Annotated in this window: 20 protein-coding genes; 9 read left to right on the forward strand and 11 right to left on the reverse strand. The window is 63.1% G+C overall.

All coding sequences use genetic code 11. The features are described from left to right. Window positions 1–31: 31 nt before the first annotated feature. Complete coding sequence (locus tag FHS50_RS01955; protein ID WP_183932713.1) at window positions 32–1,759, forward strand: putative bifunctional diguanylate cyclase/phosphodiesterase; 1,728 nt, start codon at window positions 32–34, stop codon at window positions 1,757–1,759. Here the strand turns inward: FHS50_RS01955 and FHS50_RS01960 are convergent. Further along, window positions 1,756–3,729 carry a TIR domain-containing protein gene (locus FHS50_RS01960; RefSeq protein WP_183932714.1) on the reverse strand — a complete coding sequence of 658 codons (1,974 nt, stop codon included), beginning with the start codon at window positions 3,727–3,729 and terminating at the stop codon, window positions 1,756–1,758. The two genes, FHS50_RS01955 and FHS50_RS01960, sit on opposite strands and share 4 nt — an antisense overlap. A gap of 144 nt (window positions 3,730–3,873) precedes the next feature. On the opposite strand from FHS50_RS01960, the gene FHS50_RS01965 reads away from it, so the two are divergent. Then, a complete protein-coding gene (locus FHS50_RS01965) occupies window positions 3,874–4,107 on the forward strand; it encodes a PilZ domain-containing protein (protein ID WP_183932715.1) in 234 nt (77 codons plus the stop codon). On the opposite strand, the gene FHS50_RS01970 is transcribed toward FHS50_RS01965, so the two are convergent. Genes FHS50_RS01970 through FHS50_RS01980 form a run of 3 tightly spaced genes read right to left on the reverse strand, consistent with a single transcriptional unit; the run spans window position 4,108 to window position 6,420 of the window. Continuing rightward, window positions 4,108–5,250, reverse strand: a complete 1,143-nt coding sequence (locus FHS50_RS01970; RefSeq protein ID WP_246332919.1) for a CCA tRNA nucleotidyltransferase — start codon at window positions 5,248–5,250, stop codon at window positions 4,108–4,110. A 28-nt stretch (window positions 5,251–5,278) separates the two neighbouring features. Continuing rightward, complete coding sequence (locus FHS50_RS01975; RefSeq protein ID WP_183932717.1) at window positions 5,279–5,863, reverse strand: CoA pyrophosphatase; 585 nt, start codon at window positions 5,861–5,863, stop codon at window positions 5,279–5,281. After that, window positions 5,860–6,420 carry a DUF1285 domain-containing protein gene (locus tag FHS50_RS01980; protein ID WP_183932718.1) on the reverse strand — a complete coding sequence of 187 codons (561 nt, stop codon included), beginning with the start codon at window positions 6,418–6,420 and terminating at the stop codon, window positions 5,860–5,862. The genes FHS50_RS01975 and FHS50_RS01980 overlap by 4 nt, the downstream gene beginning before the upstream one ends. Before the next feature lie 72 nt (window positions 6,421–6,492). Between FHS50_RS01980 and FHS50_RS01985 the strand changes: the two genes are divergently transcribed. The 6 genes from FHS50_RS01985 to FHS50_RS02010 all read left to right on the forward strand — a co-directional run bounded on the left by FHS50_RS01985 (window position 6,493) and on the right by FHS50_RS02010 (window position 10,324). Then, window positions 6,493–7,227: an SDR family oxidoreductase gene (locus tag FHS50_RS01985; protein ID WP_183932719.1), complete on the forward strand. Its 735-nt coding sequence runs from the start codon at window positions 6,493–6,495 to the stop codon at window positions 7,225–7,227. Next, a complete protein-coding gene (locus tag FHS50_RS01990; RefSeq protein ID WP_183932720.1) occupies window positions 7,224–7,607 on the forward strand; it encodes a dihydroneopterin aldolase in 384 nt (127 codons plus the stop codon). Before FHS50_RS01985 ends, FHS50_RS01990 begins: the two co-directional genes overlap by 4 nt. A 223-nt stretch (window positions 7,608–7,830) precedes the next feature. Further along, window positions 7,831–8,496, forward strand: coding sequence for an energy transducer TonB (locus FHS50_RS01995; protein ID WP_183932721.1), 666 nt, complete (start codon window positions 7,831–7,833; stop codon window positions 8,494–8,496). Between the two features lie 40 nt (window positions 8,497–8,536). Further along, on the forward strand, window positions 8,537–9,319 hold the full coding sequence (locus FHS50_RS02000; protein WP_183932722.1) for a MotA/TolQ/ExbB proton channel family protein: 783 nt from the start codon (window positions 8,537–8,539) through the stop codon (window positions 9,317–9,319). A 72-nt stretch (window positions 9,320–9,391) separates the two neighbouring features. Next, window positions 9,392–9,877: an ExbD/TolR family protein gene (locus FHS50_RS02005; RefSeq protein WP_183932723.1), complete on the forward strand. Its 486-nt coding sequence runs from the start codon at window positions 9,392–9,394 to the stop codon at window positions 9,875–9,877. A gap of 18 nt (window positions 9,878–9,895) precedes the next feature. Beyond that, complete coding sequence (locus FHS50_RS02010) at window positions 9,896–10,324, forward strand: ExbD/TolR family protein (protein ID WP_183932724.1); 429 nt, start codon at window positions 9,896–9,898, stop codon at window positions 10,322–10,324. 222 nt (window positions 10,325–10,546) lie between these two features. Here FHS50_RS02010 and FHS50_RS02015 read toward each other — a convergent pair whose 3' ends face one another. The 6 genes from FHS50_RS02015 to FHS50_RS02040 all read right to left on the reverse strand — a co-directional run bounded on the left by FHS50_RS02015 (window position 10,547) and on the right by FHS50_RS02040 (window position 15,197). Next, a complete protein-coding gene (locus FHS50_RS02015) occupies window positions 10,547–10,963 on the reverse strand; it encodes a hypothetical protein (RefSeq protein WP_183932725.1) in 417 nt (138 codons plus the stop codon). Next, window positions 10,960–11,844, reverse strand: a complete 885-nt coding sequence (locus tag FHS50_RS02020; RefSeq protein WP_183932726.1) for a DUF2391 family protein — start codon at window positions 11,842–11,844, stop codon at window positions 10,960–10,962. Before FHS50_RS02020 ends, FHS50_RS02015 begins: the two co-directional genes overlap by 4 nt. Then, complete coding sequence (locus tag FHS50_RS02025) at window positions 11,826–12,416, reverse strand: DUF1989 domain-containing protein (protein WP_183932727.1); 591 nt, start codon at window positions 12,414–12,416, stop codon at window positions 11,826–11,828. Before FHS50_RS02025 ends, FHS50_RS02020 begins: the two co-directional genes overlap by 19 nt. After that, window positions 12,403–13,095: a guanitoxin biosynthesis heme-dependent pre-guanitoxin N-hydroxylase GntA gene (gntA, locus tag FHS50_RS02030; protein ID WP_183932728.1), complete on the reverse strand. Its 693-nt coding sequence runs from the start codon at window positions 13,093–13,095 to the stop codon at window positions 12,403–12,405. Before gntA ends, FHS50_RS02025 begins: the two co-directional genes overlap by 14 nt. Window positions 13,096–13,121: 26 nt before the next feature. Further along, window positions 13,122–13,367 carry a hypothetical protein gene (locus tag FHS50_RS02035; RefSeq protein ID WP_183932729.1) on the reverse strand — a complete coding sequence of 82 codons (246 nt, stop codon included), beginning with the start codon at window positions 13,365–13,367 and terminating at the stop codon, window positions 13,122–13,124. Window positions 13,368–13,430: 63 nt separating this feature from the next. Next, on the reverse strand, window positions 13,431–15,197 hold the full coding sequence (locus FHS50_RS02040; RefSeq protein ID WP_183932730.1) for an ABC transporter transmembrane domain-containing protein: 1,767 nt from the start codon (window positions 15,195–15,197) through the stop codon (window positions 13,431–13,433). Between the two features lie 138 nt (window positions 15,198–15,335). Here FHS50_RS02040 and FHS50_RS02045 point away from each other — a divergent pair, with 138 nt between their 5' ends. Further along, entirely contained in the window at window positions 15,336–16,568 is a 1,233-nt protein-coding gene (locus tag FHS50_RS02045; protein WP_183932731.1) for a polyhydroxyalkanoate depolymerase, read from the forward strand. A 22-nt stretch (window positions 16,569–16,590) separates the two neighbouring features. On the opposite strand, the gene FHS50_RS02050 is transcribed toward FHS50_RS02045, so the two are convergent. Further along, window positions 16,591–17,193: a DUF4126 domain-containing protein gene (locus tag FHS50_RS02050; RefSeq protein ID WP_183932732.1), complete on the reverse strand. Its 603-nt coding sequence runs from the start codon at window positions 17,191–17,193 to the stop codon at window positions 16,591–16,593. Between the last annotated feature and the right edge of the window lie 18 nt (window positions 17,194–17,211).

Below are 17,211 nucleotides of genomic sequence, written 5' to 3' on the forward strand. Positions count from 1 at the left end.
TTAACTCCTTTGGGCGTAGGGCCGCCAGGCGATGCAGCTAGCGCGACCGATCTCGAATGTCCCCGCAAGGGAGGCGAAGATTCCTGAAACAAGGGATGACGGCCTCCTCCTTCATGCTCTTCCGCTGGCGGCCGCCATCGTCGGCCTGCGCGAAGGCAATCTGTGGGTGCACGACATCAACGAGCATTTCCGCAAGACGCTGATGGAGATGAATTCGGAGGAGAGCGAGCTCCAGATCTTCAAGCGCCATGCCGCCGGTCCGCTCGGGGACTTTCTTCACGCCTATCTCCAGGATCCGATGAATGCGCAGGACGAAAGCCAGGCCACCGATGGCGAGGGGCTCAACCAGCGCTTTTTCACTTTCAAGCTCGCGCCGCTCGATCCCGCCGCCGACGGATCGCCGCGCTGCCTCGTCAGCCTGGTCGATCGAACGATGGAAAAGCGCGCCGAGCGTCACCTGCGCGCCGAACGGCTGCGCGACAGCCTCACGGGCCTGCCCAACCGGCTGAGCTTCGCGGAATCGATTGCCGACCTCGCGGAAGGCGAAAAGACCGACTATGCGGTGATGGTCGTCGACATCCTTCGCTTCTCGCGCATCAACGAAAGCATTGGCAGCCTCGCGGGCGATGAGCTTCTCATCACCTTCGCGCGGCGGCTGATGAGCACGCTTCGCAGCGGGGATCTCCTGGCCCGCACCGGAGGGAATGAATTCGGCTTGCTCATCAAGGCGCGCCAGGGCGCGAGCGATGCCCTCCGCGCGGCCGAACGGATCCAGGCGCAGCTTGCCGATCCCTTCAAGCTTAGCGAGTTGGAAATCCGGGTCGACTGCGGCATCGGCATCGCCCTCGTCGATGCCGACAGCCACGCCGAAGAGCTGTTCCGCAACGCCCAGTTCGCGGTGAAGCAAGCCAAGCAGCAGGGCCGGCCCAACATCTACGAACCGCGCGAGGCAAGCGCCGCGCGCCGCCGCTTCTCGCTCGAGACCGAATTGCGCCGCGCGCTCGACCGCGACGAACTCGAACTGGCGTTCCAGCCGCTCGTCGACCTGCGCAGCGGCGAGGTCACCGGCTTCGAGGCGCTGTCGCGCTGGCACCATGAGGATCGCGGCCCGATTAACCCGTGCGAATTCATTCCGGTCGCCGAGGAATCGGGCCTCATCATCGAACTGGGGCGCTGGGCGCTCTGCAAGGCAGCGGAAACGCTCAGCCGCTGGGACAAGCAGGCGGGGCAGAAACTTCCGCTGCAGGTCGGCGTCAACATGTCGGCGATCCAGATGGCGCGCGACAATATCGCCCATACGGTGCAGGAAGCGTTGAGCTGCAGTGGCCTCGGCGGCGACCGGATGATCCTCGAACTGACCGAAAGCGCGATCGTCCAGGACCCGGGCCGCGCCACCCGCGTCTTCGAGGCATTGAAAGGCCTCGAGGCCACCGTCGCGATGGATGATTTCGGAACGGGCTATTCGAGCCTCGCCTATCTGCAGCGTCTGCCGATCGACGTCCTCAAGATCGACCAGAGTTTCGTGCGCGCCATGCACCAGGACGCGGACAGCATCGCCATCGTGCGCGCCATTCTCAGCCTCGCCGATGCGCTTGGCATGAAGACCACTGCCGAAGGCATCGAAAGCCTCGAACTGGCGACCACGCTGGCAGCGCTGGGCTGCTCGACCGGGCAGGGCTTCCACTTTGCCCGCGCGCTCTCGCCCGACGATGCGCTGGCCTATTGGGACAATCGGCGCGGCAAGGGGCTCGCGGGCTAGCGGGCTGCCTGGACGGGGTGGATCGGAAGCCCGTTGGTTATCCCCGCCTTGCGCCGGTATTCGATCACTGCCTTGAAGCGCGGCACCTCGAAGATCGCATGATAACGCGGGTCCGAACGCACATGTTCGGGAAAGACCAGCCGCCCGGGCCGGGTCAGTAACAAAATCTCGTCGGCCTGCATGTCATCGATGCTGCGATCGATTACTTTGAAAGCATCGTCGATGTGGCCAAAGTGAGCGAGGAGGATGGCATAGGGAAAGCCACGCCCCGAGCCATCGTCGCCAGAGATATGACCTTTTTCGCCCAGAACGAAATACCTAGCAACTGTACGCATTTCAGACCTGATCTTGTCATCAAATTCGTCTCCCCCCAGAGTGATGATGGTGTCGAGATCCTGTTTTAGATCAAAAGGGGTTCCATACCCGGCAAGCGCATCGAACCATTCCCACGCTGCCCCAGGGCAGGGCCGTACACATTGAGACGCTTCGGCCTTGATCGCCTGATAGTCTTGCAGCTCGTGATAGGCGAGTATTCGGAAAATCTTCTGCACGAGATTGAAGGGGTCCGCAGCAATCGCGCGGTCATAATGGAGAAGCGCTTCTTGGGGACGCCCGGCCATCAACAGCGAGGAGCCCATCGAATAATGTGCGAGACCGCTATTGGGATCGAGCTCGAGCGCTCGTCGGGTAAACTTGAAGCTGGCGTCGATATCGCCATGGTAATTGTGCGCGGCATTGGCCCGGGCAAGTATCGCCATGACATTGTCGGGATCGAGTTCGAGCGCGCGATCATTTGCAGCTTTCTGCTGCGCCATGATCGTATCGAGGCTCAACGGAAAGTGATACGAAGTCGATAGCGAGAGGACGTAGGCAATCCCCGCGTGCGCGGCCGCGAATTCGGGTTCGATATCGGCGGCAATCCGGAACTGCCGTAGCGATTCGGCTCGCTTTTCCCGGTCGAAGCGCACCGACAGATGCTCCATGCCCCGAAGATAGGCGTCATAGGCGCGGGGGTCGATATTCTCATGGCCGCGGAAATCGCCGCCGCTGAGGCCCAGGCGGGCCTTCACCGCCGCTGCCAGCTGGTTCCCGATGCGCCGTTCCAGGTCGGGCAGATTGCCGCGCTCGCCCGCAAAGGCTTCGCTCCACAGCTGCCTTTCGGTGCGCGCGTCGATCAAGCGGAGCGTCGCATTCACTCGCTCCCCGTCGATACGGATATCGCCTTCGACGAAATGGGTCGCACCCAACGCATCGCCAATCTCGTTGGTCGGCAACTCGCGATCAACGACCGCCTGTGTAGAAGTCGTCGAAATCAGTGTCAGTCCATGCAGTACCGAGAGGCCGTTCGAAAGCGCGATGGCCAGCCCCTTGCCAAGATGCGCAAGTTCATCATCGCCGCCCACCGAGAAAGGCAGGATGGCCAGCGTGGCTTTCTGTTCGGCAGGGCCCTCGAAGAAGCCGCGCAACCCATCCGATCGCCATAGCGAGAGCGTCCCCGCCACTAGGAGAAGGCTGATCATCGCCAGGAGGAGAAGTGGCAAACCTTTCCTCCCCCTTGGAAGCGAGGGATCGGCATCCTGCGGCGCTGCGGAAACGACGCCGAGCGCCGCCGCCACTTCGGGCGGCAGCCCGCCTTCGCCAATCGGCCGGGATGCCAGGTCGATATAGTGGAACTGGCGAAAGCCGAGCGGGGGCGGGGTGCCATCGAGACTGACTGAGACCAGCCGACCGCTGTCGGCCGCCACGCTGGCCTCGTCGCGCACCCAGCGCGAGCGTACCGAATGCGCCGACCAGAGAACGATGATCTTGCGGGCGGCTTTCAGCTGGTTTTCGATCTCGGAGGAAAATTCGGAGCCACCGACGATATGCCGGTCCCACCACACCGTCCGGCCCGAGACCTCGATCGCCCCGGCAAGGCGCTCGGCATCGGGCTGGTCCTCGCGGGCGTAGGATAAAAAGACGTCGGCCACGCTGTCCCCCAGGCTGATAGAGGAAGCATGACGACTTTTTTAACTTGTATCAAGCTAAGGGGAAACAGGGTAAGCAGACCTTAACCGTTTGCGGAGTAGAGAAAAGTCATGCGTGAACCGGGACAGATCAAAAGAGGACCACGGGTGGCAGTTCGCCACACGGGCAGGCTGGTGGACAGCGAAGGCGTGGAAAGCGAGGTCACCGTGATCGACATTTCCAGCGAAGGCTGCCGTGTGCAGACCGACGGGTCGCCGATGATCGGCGAACATGTCCGCCTGCGCGTGGGCCGTATGGGAGACTATCCCTGCCAGGTGCGCTGGGCGCTCGGCAACGAAGCCGGGCTGGTGTTCACGGGCCCGGTCGAAACGCTCGACTGATTAACCGACCCGCTTTTCGACGATGGCCTCGAACGCAGGGCCATCCGGAAAATCGGCTTCGATCCAATCCTTTTCGATAGCGCGCAAGATCGTCGCCACCTCGGGGCCTTTCGGCACGCCCCGCTCGATCAGTTGGCCACCCTTGATGGGAAGCTGCGGCATATCCCAGTCCCTGATTTGCGCTATGCTCTTCTCGCGGTCGCCCGACCAGGCGGGGGTGAGCGCAATCCGGTCGATCGCGATCTCCTTTCCGTCCCGATAGGCCATCGCGCGTGCATCGCCCGATGCGGGATCGAGGATCGACGCAAGATGATGGCGCTGCTGGCGGGAAAATTTGAGGCGTGCGGCAATGTCGCGCCCGACCTCCGGATCGGCGGGAAGCAGCGCGGCCAGCCGCCGCAGCGGGGAAGGGGCGAGAGAAGCGCGCCGTTCGAATTCGAGCAGTTCCCGCAGCGCCGTGACATTCGCCACTTCGGGCAGGACGGGACGGAAAATCCCCCGTTCGACCATCAGTTCGACCGTATCGCCGGGCGCGGGCAGCCCGAGCAGCTTGAGAAGCTCGTCCGCCACCCGTTCGCGCGACAGCGCCATCAGGTCATTGGCCCGCTTGGTGCAGGCATCCAGCCCCTCGGCATCGGGAAGCCCTTCTCCGAAGCGCGCATGGAAACGGAAGAAACGCAGGATGCGCAGATGGTCTTCCGCGATGCGGCGCCACGCATCGCCGATGAAGCGCACGCGTCGCGCTTCGAGATCCTCCTGCCCCCCGAAATAGTCGAACAGCTCGCCCGTTCGCGGATCGGCATAGAGCGCATTGAAGGTGAAGTCGCGCCGCGCCGCATCCTCCTTCCAGTCGCTCGTGTAAGCGACGGTGGCGCGGCGCCCGTCAGTGGACACGTCCGAGCGGAGCGTCGTCACCTCGACCACCGTCCCATTGCTTACAGCCGTCACCGTCCCATGGTCGATGCCCGTCGGCACCGCCTTGATACCGGCCTGTTCGAGACGCTCGATGACCGTGTCGGGCGAATGGACGACCGCGCAGTCCACATCGGCGACTTCCAGTCCCAGGAGGATGTCGCGCACTGCCCCGCCGACGAAGCGGACATGGCCTTTCTCCTCGCCCAGAGCGGCGAGCAGCTTCTTCATTCCGGGCCGCTCCCTCAAGGGGCCGGGGTCAAAGCGCATGGCGCAGCCGGTGTGACAGGTTGACGATCATGCCAGCGGTGGCCCCCCAAATCTCGCGGTCCTCATAGTCGATTTTCCAGTAATGGCGGCTCCGGCCCCGCCATTCAACGCTTTCGCGACGATGGCGCGCGGGATCGATCAGTTGTGCCAGAGAGGCTTCGAACCATTCGGCCACTTCGGCGGGTTCGGGAAACAGTTCGATATCCGGATCGACCAGTGCGACGACGGGCGTGACATGAAAATCGGTCCCGGTCCGATAGGCGTCGATTGCGCCCAACACCCGCAAGGCATCGGCCGAGATACCCAATTCCTCCTGCGCTTCGCGCACCGCGGCTTCCTCGGCGGTTTCGCCCGCATCGATTTTTCCGCCGGGAAAGGCGACCTGCCCGGCATGGGTGCGCATGTCGCCCGCGCGCACGGTGAGAAGGAGCATCGGCTCGCGGCGTGCGATGATCCCCACCAGCACGGCCGCCGGCGTGGTGTTTCCCTCTTCGTGCGGATCCACGTCATCGCGCGAAGGTTCGCTTGGCGTGGGCGCGGCAATCGCGGCGCGCAACCGTTCTTCGAGGGTCACGAGGCGAAAGTGAAGAATTGGCCGTTCGACCAGACGCCCGGCGGATTATGCTCCAGCGCCAGTTCGGCAAGTTCGTAATAGACGGGTCGGTCAAGCTCGGCCTCGAGCCCGTGACGCACTGCCAGGCGCGGAGAAGGGCCATCCTCGCATTGCCGGATCGACAGCGGATGATCGGGGCCCGCGATCACCAGGTCGCCCGAATCCAGTTCGAAGGCGAGCGTGCGTTCCTCGCCTTCGCCTTCGCTGGTCATCGCGATCGCTCGAAAGGCCGTTCGCTCGACCTCGATCGAGAGTTTCTCGACCGGGGTGACCAGCACATGGCTGCCGTCCTCCTCGCGCCTGAGAACGGTCGAGAAAAGCCGCGTCATCGCCTTGCGGCGGATGGGGCTTCCCTGATGATACCAGGTCCCATCGCGCGCGATGCGCATGTCGCTGTCCCCGCAATGCTCGGGGTTCCATTGGTCAACGGGTGGTGCGCCGCGCTCCTCGATGGCCGCAGCGATCTCGGCGAGCGACTGGCCGGCAAGCGATAGCGGGGGACAATTGGTCTCGGGCATCTGGCCTATCTAGGGACGAAGCCGCCCGGGTGCCAGTTGCGCTTTTCGGCAACGGGGGGCATCAGGGCGCCGATGTCGACGGATGCCAAGCCCTTAGCCCTGGTCACCGGTGCGCGCTGCCGCGTCGGGCGCCGCCTGTCGGAGAGACTGATTGCCGAGGGCTGGGACGTGATCGCTCATGTCCGCCGCCCGGACGACGAGGTTGCCGAGGGCGCAAGAGCGGTGGCGGGCGATCTCGCCGATCCGGCCATCGGGGAGAAGCTTCTCGATGCCGCGGGCGCGCCGCTTGACCTCCTCGTCAACAATGCGGCCCGCTTCGCGCCCGACAGCCTCGATGCTTTCTCGACGGATGAATTTGCCGCGCACATGGCGGTCAATCTGCAGGCGCCGGCTCTCCTCACCCAGGCCATGGCGAAGCGCCATCCCGAGGGGCACCGCGCGGCGATCATCAACATCCTCGATGCCAAGCTGGCGTCACCCAATCCCGACTTCCTCAGCTATACCCTGTCCAAGTCGGGCCTCGCCGCGCTTGCCGATATCGCGGCGCGCGCGCTGGCCCCGAAGGGCATCCGCGTCAACGGCATCGCGCCCGCGCTGATGCTTCAGTCGGCAGGGCAGGGGCCCGACGATTTCAAGCGCGTCCATGCGCTCAATCCGCTCGGCCATGGCGTTGAACCCGACGAACTGGTTGATGCCGTCCTCTATCTCGCCCGCGCTCCCGGCGTGACCGGGCAGACCCTGATTCTCGATGCGGGGCAGCGCTTCATGGCGCTCCCGCGCGATGTCCAATATCTGGAGAAAGAATGACCCTCGACGGACTTCCCCGCCTAGAACCGCGCCGCCGCCGCATCCTCCTCGAAAATCTCGAGGTGCGGGCCGACATCGGCTTCCACGATTTCGAGATCGGGTCGCCCCAGCGCCTGCTGATCAGTGTCGAGATCCTGCTCGACGAAGGCACCGACCCCACGCGCGACGAGAAGGAAGATGCCTGGAATTATGATTTCGTGCGCGAGGAAATCTTGGCCGTCGTCGAAAGCCGCCGGTTCAACTTGCAGGAAACGCTGGTTCGCTCCATTTTCGAGCGAATCGGCTCGGTAAAGGGAGTGAAATCGCTGCGCGTGCGCTCGATGAAGCCCGATATCTACGATGATGCCGACGGAGTGGGCATCGAATATTCCTCCGACTGAGCCCTTCGCGCGCGGTGAAAAGGGACGCGCGCGAGGCACGGTGCGCCTGTCGGCTAGGGAACAAAGACCTTGCCGTGCCCTTTACGGAGATATAAGGAAACCCGCTGTTGCCGAATGATACTTTATCGCACGGCACCAGTTTAAGCCCCCAAGGCATGGCGGAACCGGTCCGCCGAGCCTGTCCGCGGAACGCCCCGCGGAAAACGAGGAGAGTTGCGACTTAATGTCCTACGTCAATCGCAAGCAAATGAGCGGTAACCGGCCCTTGGCTATTGCCTTGGTCGCGCTGGTTACGATCACGCTGGGCTATGCGTTGGTCAGTGGACTCGCCTACAACGTGGTCAAGAAGACCGTTGAAGATCTGAAGACCTTTGACGTTGAGGACGAGCCGCCGCCCCCGCCGGAAGAGCCCCCGCCCCCGCCCGAACAGCAGCCGGTCGAAGTGCCGCCGCCCGTAGTGGCGCCGCCGCCGATCGTGCGCACCAACGTGGCTCCGCCGCCTATCGTCTCGACGCCCGTGGCGCCGCCGCCGGTTATTACGCCGACCGCGCCCGTGACGCCGCCGGCCCCGCCGGCGCCGCCGCCGCCGAGGATCGAACCGGCGCAGCCGCGTGGTGACTTGCGGAGCCTGTTCTCCACCGACGACTATCCGAGCCGTGCCCTGCGCAACGGCGACGAAGGGACCGTGGTGGCACGCCTGACCGTCGGCACCAATGGCCGCGTCCAGGACTGCCAGATCACCCGGTCGTCGGGTTCATCGGCTCTCGACAGCCAGACTTGCCGTATCCTCGAGCGCCGCGCGCGCTTCACCCCTGCGACCGACGATAAGGGCGCCAAGGTGGTGGGTACGGTGACGACGCCGTCGATCCGTTGGCAGATTCCGGAATAAACACAGCACTTTCAAAGACACTCAATAGGAAGCACAACCCATGGTCACTTATCTCCTGGCAGCCGCTGCCGAAAATCCGTACGGCATCCGTGCCGCGCTCGAAGAAGGCGGCATCATCGCCATCGCGACCTTCTCGATCCTCGTCGCCATGTCGATCTTCACCTTCTACATCTTCTTCACCAAGCTGCTTCAGCAGCAGAAGATCATGAGCCAGGCCAACAAGGTCCGCGCCAACTTCTGGAACTCGGCGAACCTTCGCGAAGCCGCTTCGAAGCTCGAAAAGAAGAGCGCCTATCGCGCCATCGTCGAAGACGCCGTCGTCGCGATGGAACAGCATGGCAAGCTGACCGACCCGGTCGACCAGCATGACTGGATGCACGGCTCGCTCGAACGTTCGAAGAACGCCATCGGCAACCGTCTCGGCGAAGGCCTGGCCTTCCTCGCGACGACCGGTGCGACCGCGCCGTTTATCGGCCTCTTCGGTACCGTTGTCGGCATCTACCGCGCGCTGATCAAGATCGGTGCTGCCGGTCAGGCCTCGATCTCGACCGTCGCCGGTCCCGTCGGTGAAGCGCTGATCATGACCGCTCTCGGTCTCGTCGTCGCGGTTCCGGCCGTCATGGCCTTCAACTGGCTGCAGCGTCGCAACAAGGCGATCATGGAAGATCTGGCCGCCTTCACCACCGACGTTCACGGCTATCTGATGAGCGACGGCAAGGTGAAGCCGCAGCTCGCGACCGCGCCGGCCACCAAGGCTGCCACGGCGAAGCCCGCCGCGACCACCACGGGTGGCGCGCCGGTCAAGCCGACCGTCAAGAGCTAAGCGAAGGGTTCGACCCGGGTCGGGCATCCGGCCCGCCCGGGACCTTTCCCCAAGCGAAGGAATGACTGCCTTATGGCTATGAATGTAGGAATGGAGGAAGAGGACATCCCGATGTCCGACATCAACACGACGCCCCTCGTGGACGTCATGTTGGTCCTCCTGATCATCTTCCTCATCGCGATCCCCGTCGTGCTCGAATCGGTCCCCGTGAAGCTGCCTGACGTGGCTTTCGAACCGACCGACACCAAGCCCGAAAACGTCAACCTCTCCGTGAGAGGTGGTCCGGGTGGTACCTGCGAAGTCTATTGGAACCTCACCAAGGTGAATTCCGAAGATCTTCTCAACATGGCGGTGACCAAGCTGGAAGACGAAATCGAACGCCTCGGCGGCGTCGACAACATCACTCCGGAAAATATGCCTGAAGCGCATATCCGCGGGGACGTCGATACGCCGTACAAGTGCATCGGGGGCACGATTTTCACCATGCAACGCGCCGGTTTCGCGCGGGTCGGCTTCATCTCCGAACCGCCTCCCGGAACCGCGGTGCAGCGCCTCTAACCGAAAGGATAGCGACCTATGGCAGTATCAGTAGGTAGCGGTGGCGACGAGCCGATGATGGATATGAACACGACGCCGTTGATCGACGTCATGCTCGTGCTCCTCATCATGTTCATCATCACCATTCCGGTGCAGAGCCACGCGGTGAAACTGGATCTCCCGCAGGATAGCGGCGATCAGTCCAACCCGCCTGTCGATCCGATCAAGAACAAGATTGTGATCACCCAGGGCAATACGATCCTGTGGAACGGCACGCCGGTGAACCAGCTCCAGCTGCGCCAGTATCTGGATGTTTCGCAGCAGATGAACCCGGTGCCCGAACTGCACCTCCAGCCTGAACCCGAAGCGCGCTATGCGCTGGTGGACGAAGTGCTGGCCATCACCAAGCGCGCGAGCGTGGAAAAGATGGGTTTCGTCGGCAATGAGGCCTATCTCGACGCTTTCTAAGCGATCGAACCGGCTTCAAGCACAAGATCAAGGGCGGCCTTCACGGGCCGCCCTTTTTCTTTGCACGCAAGCCCGCCGGAAGCAGGGCAGGGGGGGCTGTCAGCGCTTCGAGGGCAATGACCTCGTCCAAGACCCGCCCGCAGCACTCAGCGAATGCTCAGCATATTCACGGGGCCGCGGCTAAGGCGGCCCGCCATGTCACGATTGATGCAGGAAATACCCCTAGGGCGCTTCGTAGCTGACGATGCGGTGCGAGACCTGGTCGGGGACCTCGTCGACCGAAGCGACATATTGGATCGTCTCGCCCTGCCCGAACAGCATGATCTCGACCTCGACGGGTTCTTCCCTCCCTACGTCCAGCTCAACCTTGAGCTCGCGGATCGTCTTGGTCGACACGTTGGTGATGTCGAGGGGGAGAAGCTGGTAGCCGTTCGAAGCACGCACTTCCTCGAAGCGCGGCTTGACCTCGAGAGCGACCTCGCGGGTCGGCTGGAGGATCTCGTAGATGAGCACGCCGATCAGCGCGGCAAAGGCCAGCACGCTGAATATTCGGGCCGCCCAGCCGATGACCGTCGGCGGACGATTCTGCTCTTCCTTCTCGGAGGACTGCTGCTTTTCTTGGTCTTCACCATCACTCATAGGACGATCCTTCCGGCGGCTCCGCCCAGCGCGGTTGCATAGGCAAGCACAATGGTTTGCGGCAGCCATACTTCGAGGGGATCGAGCGGCGTTCCATAGCCGAACGTCCACAACAGAAGCATGCTGATCAGGAATGCGGCAATGTAGGAAATGGCGGTCTCGAGCAGTTCCGAGGTGATGATCTTGCGCTTGGACATGTCCCGCTCGGCAAATTGCGCGAGATGGACCGTCACATAGGCGACCGCCACCGAGAGAAGGAAGGTCGCGCTGATCAGCCACCAGTCCTGTTGGAGCGTGATGACCTTGGTCTCGATCGTCGGCGCGACGTTGAAGGCGAACAGGAAGCCACCGAGCAGCGTGCCGAGGATGACCGTCATGTCGGTACTGAAGGGGAGGTCGCCGCTGTCCTTGCCGCTATCGCCGCCACCCAGCTGGTTGATTGCCACCGCGGCGCCCATGCTCGTCGGAATGGTCTCGAGCGCGACCAGGCGGACGATGCTGTTGAAGGCAAGATTGGGATAGATGAGACCCGCGACCGCGAGAGTAAGCACGCTCGCCACCAGCCCGATTCCCATTGTGACCAGCGCGTCCCACCATTTGGACCGTTGCCAGTCGGTGCAACGATAGCCCGCGAATTCGATGAACAGTCGGTTGAAGCACAGCGAGACGCCGAGGAAAACAAGCAGGACCGGCGCGGGAATAGTGCGCGCGATCTCCCACATTTCCATCGTGAAAAGCAGCGGCAACGAAACGAAAAGCGCGCCCGATAAACCACGTGCGAGATCGCGGATTTCGACGTTGCGGGCGGGACAAGTCTCGCCATTGTCGCAAATCTCCGCGTTCATCGGGGTGACCGCGAGGCTCACCCGACGATCTCCCATTCAATCGGCTTGAAGCTGCCGCCATTGGATTGAAGCGCCGAGCAGGCGGTCAATCCGATGATGAGGTCCATGCGCGCCTTCAGCGCAATGCTGTCTCCCGCTTTCGACAGGGGAGGATCGACGCGCAACTCGCCGGTATCGCCATTGACCTGCACGTTCATGAAGACATTGAACGCGGTCGGGATCATATCCTCTTCGATTCCATAAGGCTCGAGAGCGGCGGCCAGATTGCCGAAACAACCGCGGTGCGGATCCTCGTCGCCATAAATGATCCGGAAAGTGTCCTTCGAACAGGGCGTGAGAAGGAAATCATGCCGCCCGCAATCATCCGAAATGATGTCGAGCATGATGTTCGAACGGTTGGAATAAAGGGGGTCGCCGGTGGTGAGGAACAACTTCGAAGCATAGTCGAGCGAACGCCCGCCCGAGATCACTTCGCGCACGTCCCCGGCATTGAAGGCCAGGAGATCGGCCACCTGCTCGCCCTTGGGATCGGTCACGATGAGGGTCTGCCCCTCGTTCAATCGAAAGGCCGTCCCACTGCGAGGCGGGATCTCGTTACGCCGGGACATCGGCTTTCCTCCCGCTGAAGGGGCATTTCCATTCCTCGCTCACCGCGCGGCCGCTATATTGGCGTGCCGCCGAAATCGACCCATGCTCGGCAAGCATCGGGTTGATCGAGCCCGCGATCTTCGCGTCGCGCTTGAGGATGGTCTCGCGCATCGACTGATATTTGCCCGCTTCGCGAAGCTTCTCGAACTGGTCGTGCAGATTGAAGACGATCGCCGGATGGTCGAACCGCCTTGCCGGGCGGCTCGCCTTGGGATGCAGGCCTACCACGAAAAAAGCCTCGCCGCCGAAACTCAGGGCGAAATGGGGATCATCGGGATCATGCGCGACGCGCGGATCGGGTCGCTGGCCCAGCCAGTCGTCCTTCTGCGACAGGGATTCGAGACGCTTCCACAAAAGCTTCTCATATTCGGCCTCATCCTCGGGCGCCCCTTCACGGAACAGCACGACGAGCGACTGGAAGAGCTGCGGGTCCTCGCGATAGCGCTGCGCCAGCGCGATCAGTTCCGGAATGATCCGCAGATCATCCCAGGCCGAGGAAAAGTCGCGGGCGACGATGAAATGCATCCCGCCGCGATTATAGGCGGCCTTGGCACCGACGCAGGGGAACTGCGTATCGGTGATGAAGTCGATGAACCGATCGACGATAGGCCGATCGGGCTCGGGGTCGTTACGCAACATGACCTTCTCTTCCCTGTTCGTCGCGATCATTTCGCTTGGCCGTGCAACGCAGCGACCTTCATTTCGGGGACATCCTTGGTCCGGCCCATCGACCAATTGGCCTGCACCCGGACCTTGGGATTGGGCACGCACCAAACCTCGCCGCCATCGTCGAGCGCGATGACCCAGAGCAGATCGAACTCCTGCCCATAGTCGATCACCGCAAAGGCATAGCCGCTGCCACGGTCGGCGACATGCATCGGGATCGGCGGGTCGAGTTGGGTGAATGCCATGCAGGGTCAACCCCCCGCAAGCCCCGCGGGTTCCCGCGAAAACCTACCCCCTTTAGGCGGTAGTCAGGCGGCCACGCCGTCGAATTGCAGCGCTGCCAGCCGACCGTAAAGCCCGCCCGCCGCAGTCAGTTCGTCATGGCTGCCCTGTTCGACGATCCGCCCGTCATCGAGCACGATAATCCGGTCGGCCGCGCGCACCGTGGCAAGGCGGTGGGCAATGACGATGGTGGTGCGCTGGCCCATCAGATTGTCGAGCGCCGACTGAACCTTGGCTTCGCTTTCAGCGTCGAGCGCGCTGGTCGCTTCGTCGAGCAGCAGGAGCGGGGCATCCTTCCGCAAGAGCGCACGGGCGATGGCTAGGCGCTGGCGCTGTCCGCCCGACAGGCGCGCTCCGCCTTCGCCAAGGAAAGTGTCGAGCCCCTCGGGAAGCGCGCGCAGGAATTCCTCGGCATTGGCGGCGCGAGCGGCTTCCCAGATTTCCTCCTCGGAAGCATCCCAACGGCCGTAGCGCAGATTGTCGCGCGCCGAGGCGGCGAAGATCATCACTTCCTGCGGCACCATGGCGATATGACGGCGCAGATCGTCGGGATCGGCGTCGCGCACATCGACACCGTCGAGAAGGACGCGGCCTTCCTGCGGATCGTAGAAACGCTGGGCGAGCTGGAACAGGGTCGTCTTGCCCGCGCCCGAAGGGCCGACCACCGCGAGCATCTCGTTGGGCCGCACCTCGAGATTGAAATCGGCCAGCGCCTTTTCACCCTGCCGCGTGGGATAGCGGAAAGTGACATTCTCGAACGCCAGCCGCCCTTCGCCGGGATCGGGGAGGGGAAGGGGACGCGCCGGTGCTTCGATCGCGGGCTTCTCGGCCATCAGCTGGGCGAGGCGCTCGGACGCCCCCGCGGCGCGCAACAGGTCGCCATAAGTCTCGCTCAAGGCGCCGAATGCACCTGCGACGAGCATTCCGTAGATCACGAAAGCGGCGAGCGAGCCAGGCGTCATCGTGCCCGACGAGACATCATGCGCGCCTGACCAGATGATACCGGTGATCGCGATGAACATCATCGCGATGGCAAAGGCGGTCATCAGGGCGCGCAGGCGGATACGCCGCTTGGCGACGGTAAAGACGGTCTCGGTGGCATCGGCGAAGCGGTCGGCTTCGCGCGCCTGCTGGCCGAAGGACAGCACGATTTTCATCGCGCCCAACACTTCGCCGGTGATCGTGCCGACATCGGCAATCCGGTCCTGGCTCGATACCGAAACCGCACGGATCCGCCGCCCGAGCAGGGTCATCGGCAGGACCACGAAAGGAATGCCGATGAGGATCATCACTGCAAGGTTGGGAGCCAGCAGGAAAAGCATGATCGTGCAGGCCACCGCGACGACGATATTGCGCAGCGCGACCGAAATGGAGGTGCCGACGACCTGCTGGATCACCGTGGTATCGACCGTGATGCGGCTGGTGATCTCGGCGGGGCGGTTTTCCTCGAAATAGCCGGGCGACAGGCGGAGGAGGTTGCGATGGACGTCCTTGCGGATGTCGGCGACCACCCGCTCGCCCAGCCAGCTCACGAAATAGAAACGCAGCGCGGTCGCCAACGCGAGCACGATCACCAGGACCATCAGATATTGGAACCAGCGGTCGATGTCGCCGCTATCGGAAAATCCCCGATCGACGATGAGCTTGAAGGCATAGGGAATGCCCGATGTTGCTGCCGCCGCGATCAGCAGCGCGATCCCCGCTCCGACAAGGTGTCCGGGATAGGCAATCAGCCGCTGCCAGACCATCTTGAGGTTGGAAAGGCTGCGCTTGGGAGGGGGATCGGCTTTCATCTTGCCTTGCGCCTAGCAGTGTGTCGCCGATGCCTCAATTGCTGCGTTGCAGCTTTTGCAGTGCATAAGGGGTTGCGGGCGGAGCGAACGACCGCCACCTTCGTTGGTGAACAAACCCTATTCCTTCCGGAGATTTGAATGCTTTACGACGCCTATGAGGTGCAGAAATCCTTGCTGGCAGGGGCAAGCAGGATGGCCGGCCTCGGCGCGGGCTGGATGTCCAATCCGGCCAACCCCTTGTCCTATTCCTCGATGGGGCCGGTGGTGGCCGCGGGCCTCGATGTCTTCGCCCATGCCTCGGCCCCGCGCGGCAAGCCCGAATTCGGCATCCACGAGACCGTCGTGGACGGCAAGAGTGTCGCGGTCGACGAGGACGTGCTGGTCCGCAAACCCTTCGGCCAGCTCAAGCATTTCCGCAAGAAAGGCGGCGAAAAGCAGGAAAAACTGCTGATCGTCGCTCCGATGAGCGGCCATTTCGCGACGCTGCTTCGCGGCACGGTCGAACGGATGCTGCCGCGCCACGATGTGTACATCACCGACTGGCGCGACGCGAAATGCGTTCCTCTGTCCGAAGGCAGCTTCGATCTCGACGATTATGTCGATTATCTGATCGAGTTCCTCGAGGCGATTTCGAAGGAAGCGGGCGGCGAGCGACCGCACATGCTCGCGGTATGCCAGCCGTCGGTGCCGGCCTTCGCGGCGACCGCGCTGATGAACAAGAACGATCATCCGGCGCGTCCCAAGACGCTCACCATGATGGGCGGGCCGATCGACACGCGCGAAGCGCCCACCGCGGTCAACACGCTGGCGACCGAGAGGCCGCACAGCTGGTTTCAGCAGAATGTGATTGCGACGGTGCCTTATATCTACCCGGGCGCGGGCCGGAAGGTCTATCCGGGCTTCATGCAGCTCGCGGGCTTCATGACGATGAACCTCGGCTCGCACCTCATGAGCCATTGGGAAATGTTCAAGCATCTCGTCGAGGGCGACGAGGAAAGCGCTGACCGCACCCGCGAATTTTATGACGAATATCGCTCGGTCGCCGACATGGACGCCGCCTTCTACCTCCAGACGGTGGACGTGGTGTTCCAACGCCACCTGCTGCCCAAGGGCGAATATGAGCATAAGGGCGAGATCGTCGACCCCAAGGCGATCACCGATACCGCGCTGCTTGCCATCGAGGGCGAACGCGACGACATTTCGGGCCTCGGCCAGACCAGGGCTGCGCTCGACCTCGCCGAGCGGCTCGATGCCGGAAGGAAGCGCTATTACATGGCCGAAGGCGTCGGCCATTACGGCATTTTCAACGGCGGCAAATGGCGTGAGAAGATCGCGCCCGTGGTCGAGGATTTCATTGCCGCCCACGCCTGACCGCGCGGCACCGCGCCCGCCGTTATCCGCGTGCGGCGGGCCGGACCTTTTCCATCAGGCGCCGTACCAATCGTCGCGCTGCGAAGATCAGCCAGATCGTCAGTGCGACGAGGATAAGCGCGATGACGGCGGCAAGCACCGGATTGAGGATGGCGAGCGCGAGCAGCCCCGCCGTCGTCACGTCCTCGGCGGTCGACACGATGACGTTCGATACCGGCTCGGGGCTCACATTGACCGCGGCGCGCGCGCTCGCCTTTCCGGCATGCGAAGCGAAGGCCGCGCCCCCACCCAGGAGGAAGGCGGCAATCTGGAACGCAGAATCGCCCGCATCGACAATCGCAAGGCTGAGAAGCGCACCGCCGAGCGGACGCAAGAGCGAATGGATCGAATCCCAGGCGCTGTCGACCCAAGCGATCTTGTCGGCGAAAAACTCCGCAAAAGTGCCGATGCCCGCGATCGCGAGCACCCAATTGTTCGCCAGAACGTCGAGCATCTGGAGATTTTCGGGCAGGGGCACCCAGCCGAATTTCATCGCGACCCCGGTGATGAAGGTCACCAGATAAAGCCGCCATCCCGCGAGCAGGCTGGTCGAGGTGGCAAGCGCGATAAGCTCGGTGGTTTCCATCGTCGCGAAGCTGGCAGC

Origin of the sequence: Sphingomicrobium lutaoense, assembly GCF_014195685.1 — a bacterium.
GTDB lineage: Bacteria > Pseudomonadota > Alphaproteobacteria > Sphingomonadales > Sphingomonadaceae > Sphingomicrobium > Sphingomicrobium lutaoense.

What these genes read in the sequence shown, in the direction of transcription:
- FHS50_RS02045 (WP_183932731.1), top strand. Translation starts at nt 15,336, where the DNA reads ATGCTTTACGACGCCTATGAGGTGCAGAAATCCTTGCTGGCAGGGGCA.
- FHS50_RS01985 (WP_183932719.1), top strand. Translation starts at nt 6,493, where the DNA reads ATGTCGACGGATGCCAAGCCCTTAGCCCTGGTCACCGGTGCGCGCTGC.
- FHS50_RS02035 (WP_183932729.1), bottom strand. Translation starts at nt 13,367, where the DNA reads ATGGCATTCACCCAACTCGACCCGCCGATCCCGATGCATGTCGCCGAC.
- FHS50_RS02050 (WP_183932732.1), bottom strand. Translation starts at nt 17,193, where the DNA reads ATGGAAACCACCGAGCTTATCGCGCTTGCCACCTCGACCAGCCTGCTC.
- gntA (WP_183932728.1), bottom strand. Translation starts at nt 13,095, where the DNA reads ATGTTGCGTAACGACCCCGAGCCCGATCGGCCTATCGTCGATCGGTTC.
- FHS50_RS02020 (WP_183932726.1), bottom strand. Translation starts at nt 11,844, where the DNA reads ATGGGAGATCGTCGGGTGAGCCTCGCGGTCACCCCGATGAACGCGGAG.
- FHS50_RS01970 (WP_246332919.1), bottom strand. Translation starts at nt 5,250, where the DNA reads ATGAAGAAGCTGCTCGCCGCTCTGGGCGAGGAGAAAGGCCATGTCCGC.
- FHS50_RS02040 (WP_183932730.1), bottom strand. Translation starts at nt 15,197, where the DNA reads ATGAAAGCCGATCCCCCTCCCAAGCGCAGCCTTTCCAACCTCAAGATG.
- FHS50_RS01990 (WP_183932720.1), top strand. Translation starts at nt 7,224, where the DNA reads ATGACCCTCGACGGACTTCCCCGCCTAGAACCGCGCCGCCGCCGCATC.
- FHS50_RS02025 (WP_183932727.1), bottom strand. Translation starts at nt 12,416, where the DNA reads ATGTCCCGGCGTAACGAGATCCCGCCTCGCAGTGGGACGGCCTTTCGA.
- FHS50_RS01995 (WP_183932721.1), top strand. Translation starts at nt 7,831, where the DNA reads ATGTCCTACGTCAATCGCAAGCAAATGAGCGGTAACCGGCCCTTGGCT.
- FHS50_RS01980 (WP_183932718.1), bottom strand. Translation starts at nt 6,420, where the DNA reads ATGCCCGAGACCAATTGTCCCCCGCTATCGCTTGCCGGCCAGTCGCTC.
- FHS50_RS02010 (WP_183932724.1), top strand. Translation starts at nt 9,896, where the DNA reads ATGGCAGTATCAGTAGGTAGCGGTGGCGACGAGCCGATGATGGATATG.
- FHS50_RS01955 (WP_183932713.1), top strand. Translation starts at nt 32, where the DNA reads ATGCAGCTAGCGCGACCGATCTCGAATGTCCCCGCAAGGGAGGCGAAG.
- FHS50_RS02015 (WP_183932725.1), bottom strand. Translation starts at nt 10,963, where the DNA reads ATGAGTGATGGTGAAGACCAAGAAAAGCAGCAGTCCTCCGAGAAGGAA.
- FHS50_RS02000 (WP_183932722.1), top strand. Translation starts at nt 8,537, where the DNA reads ATGGTCACTTATCTCCTGGCAGCCGCTGCCGAAAATCCGTACGGCATC.
- FHS50_RS02005 (WP_183932723.1), top strand. Translation starts at nt 9,392, where the DNA reads ATGGCTATGAATGTAGGAATGGAGGAAGAGGACATCCCGATGTCCGAC.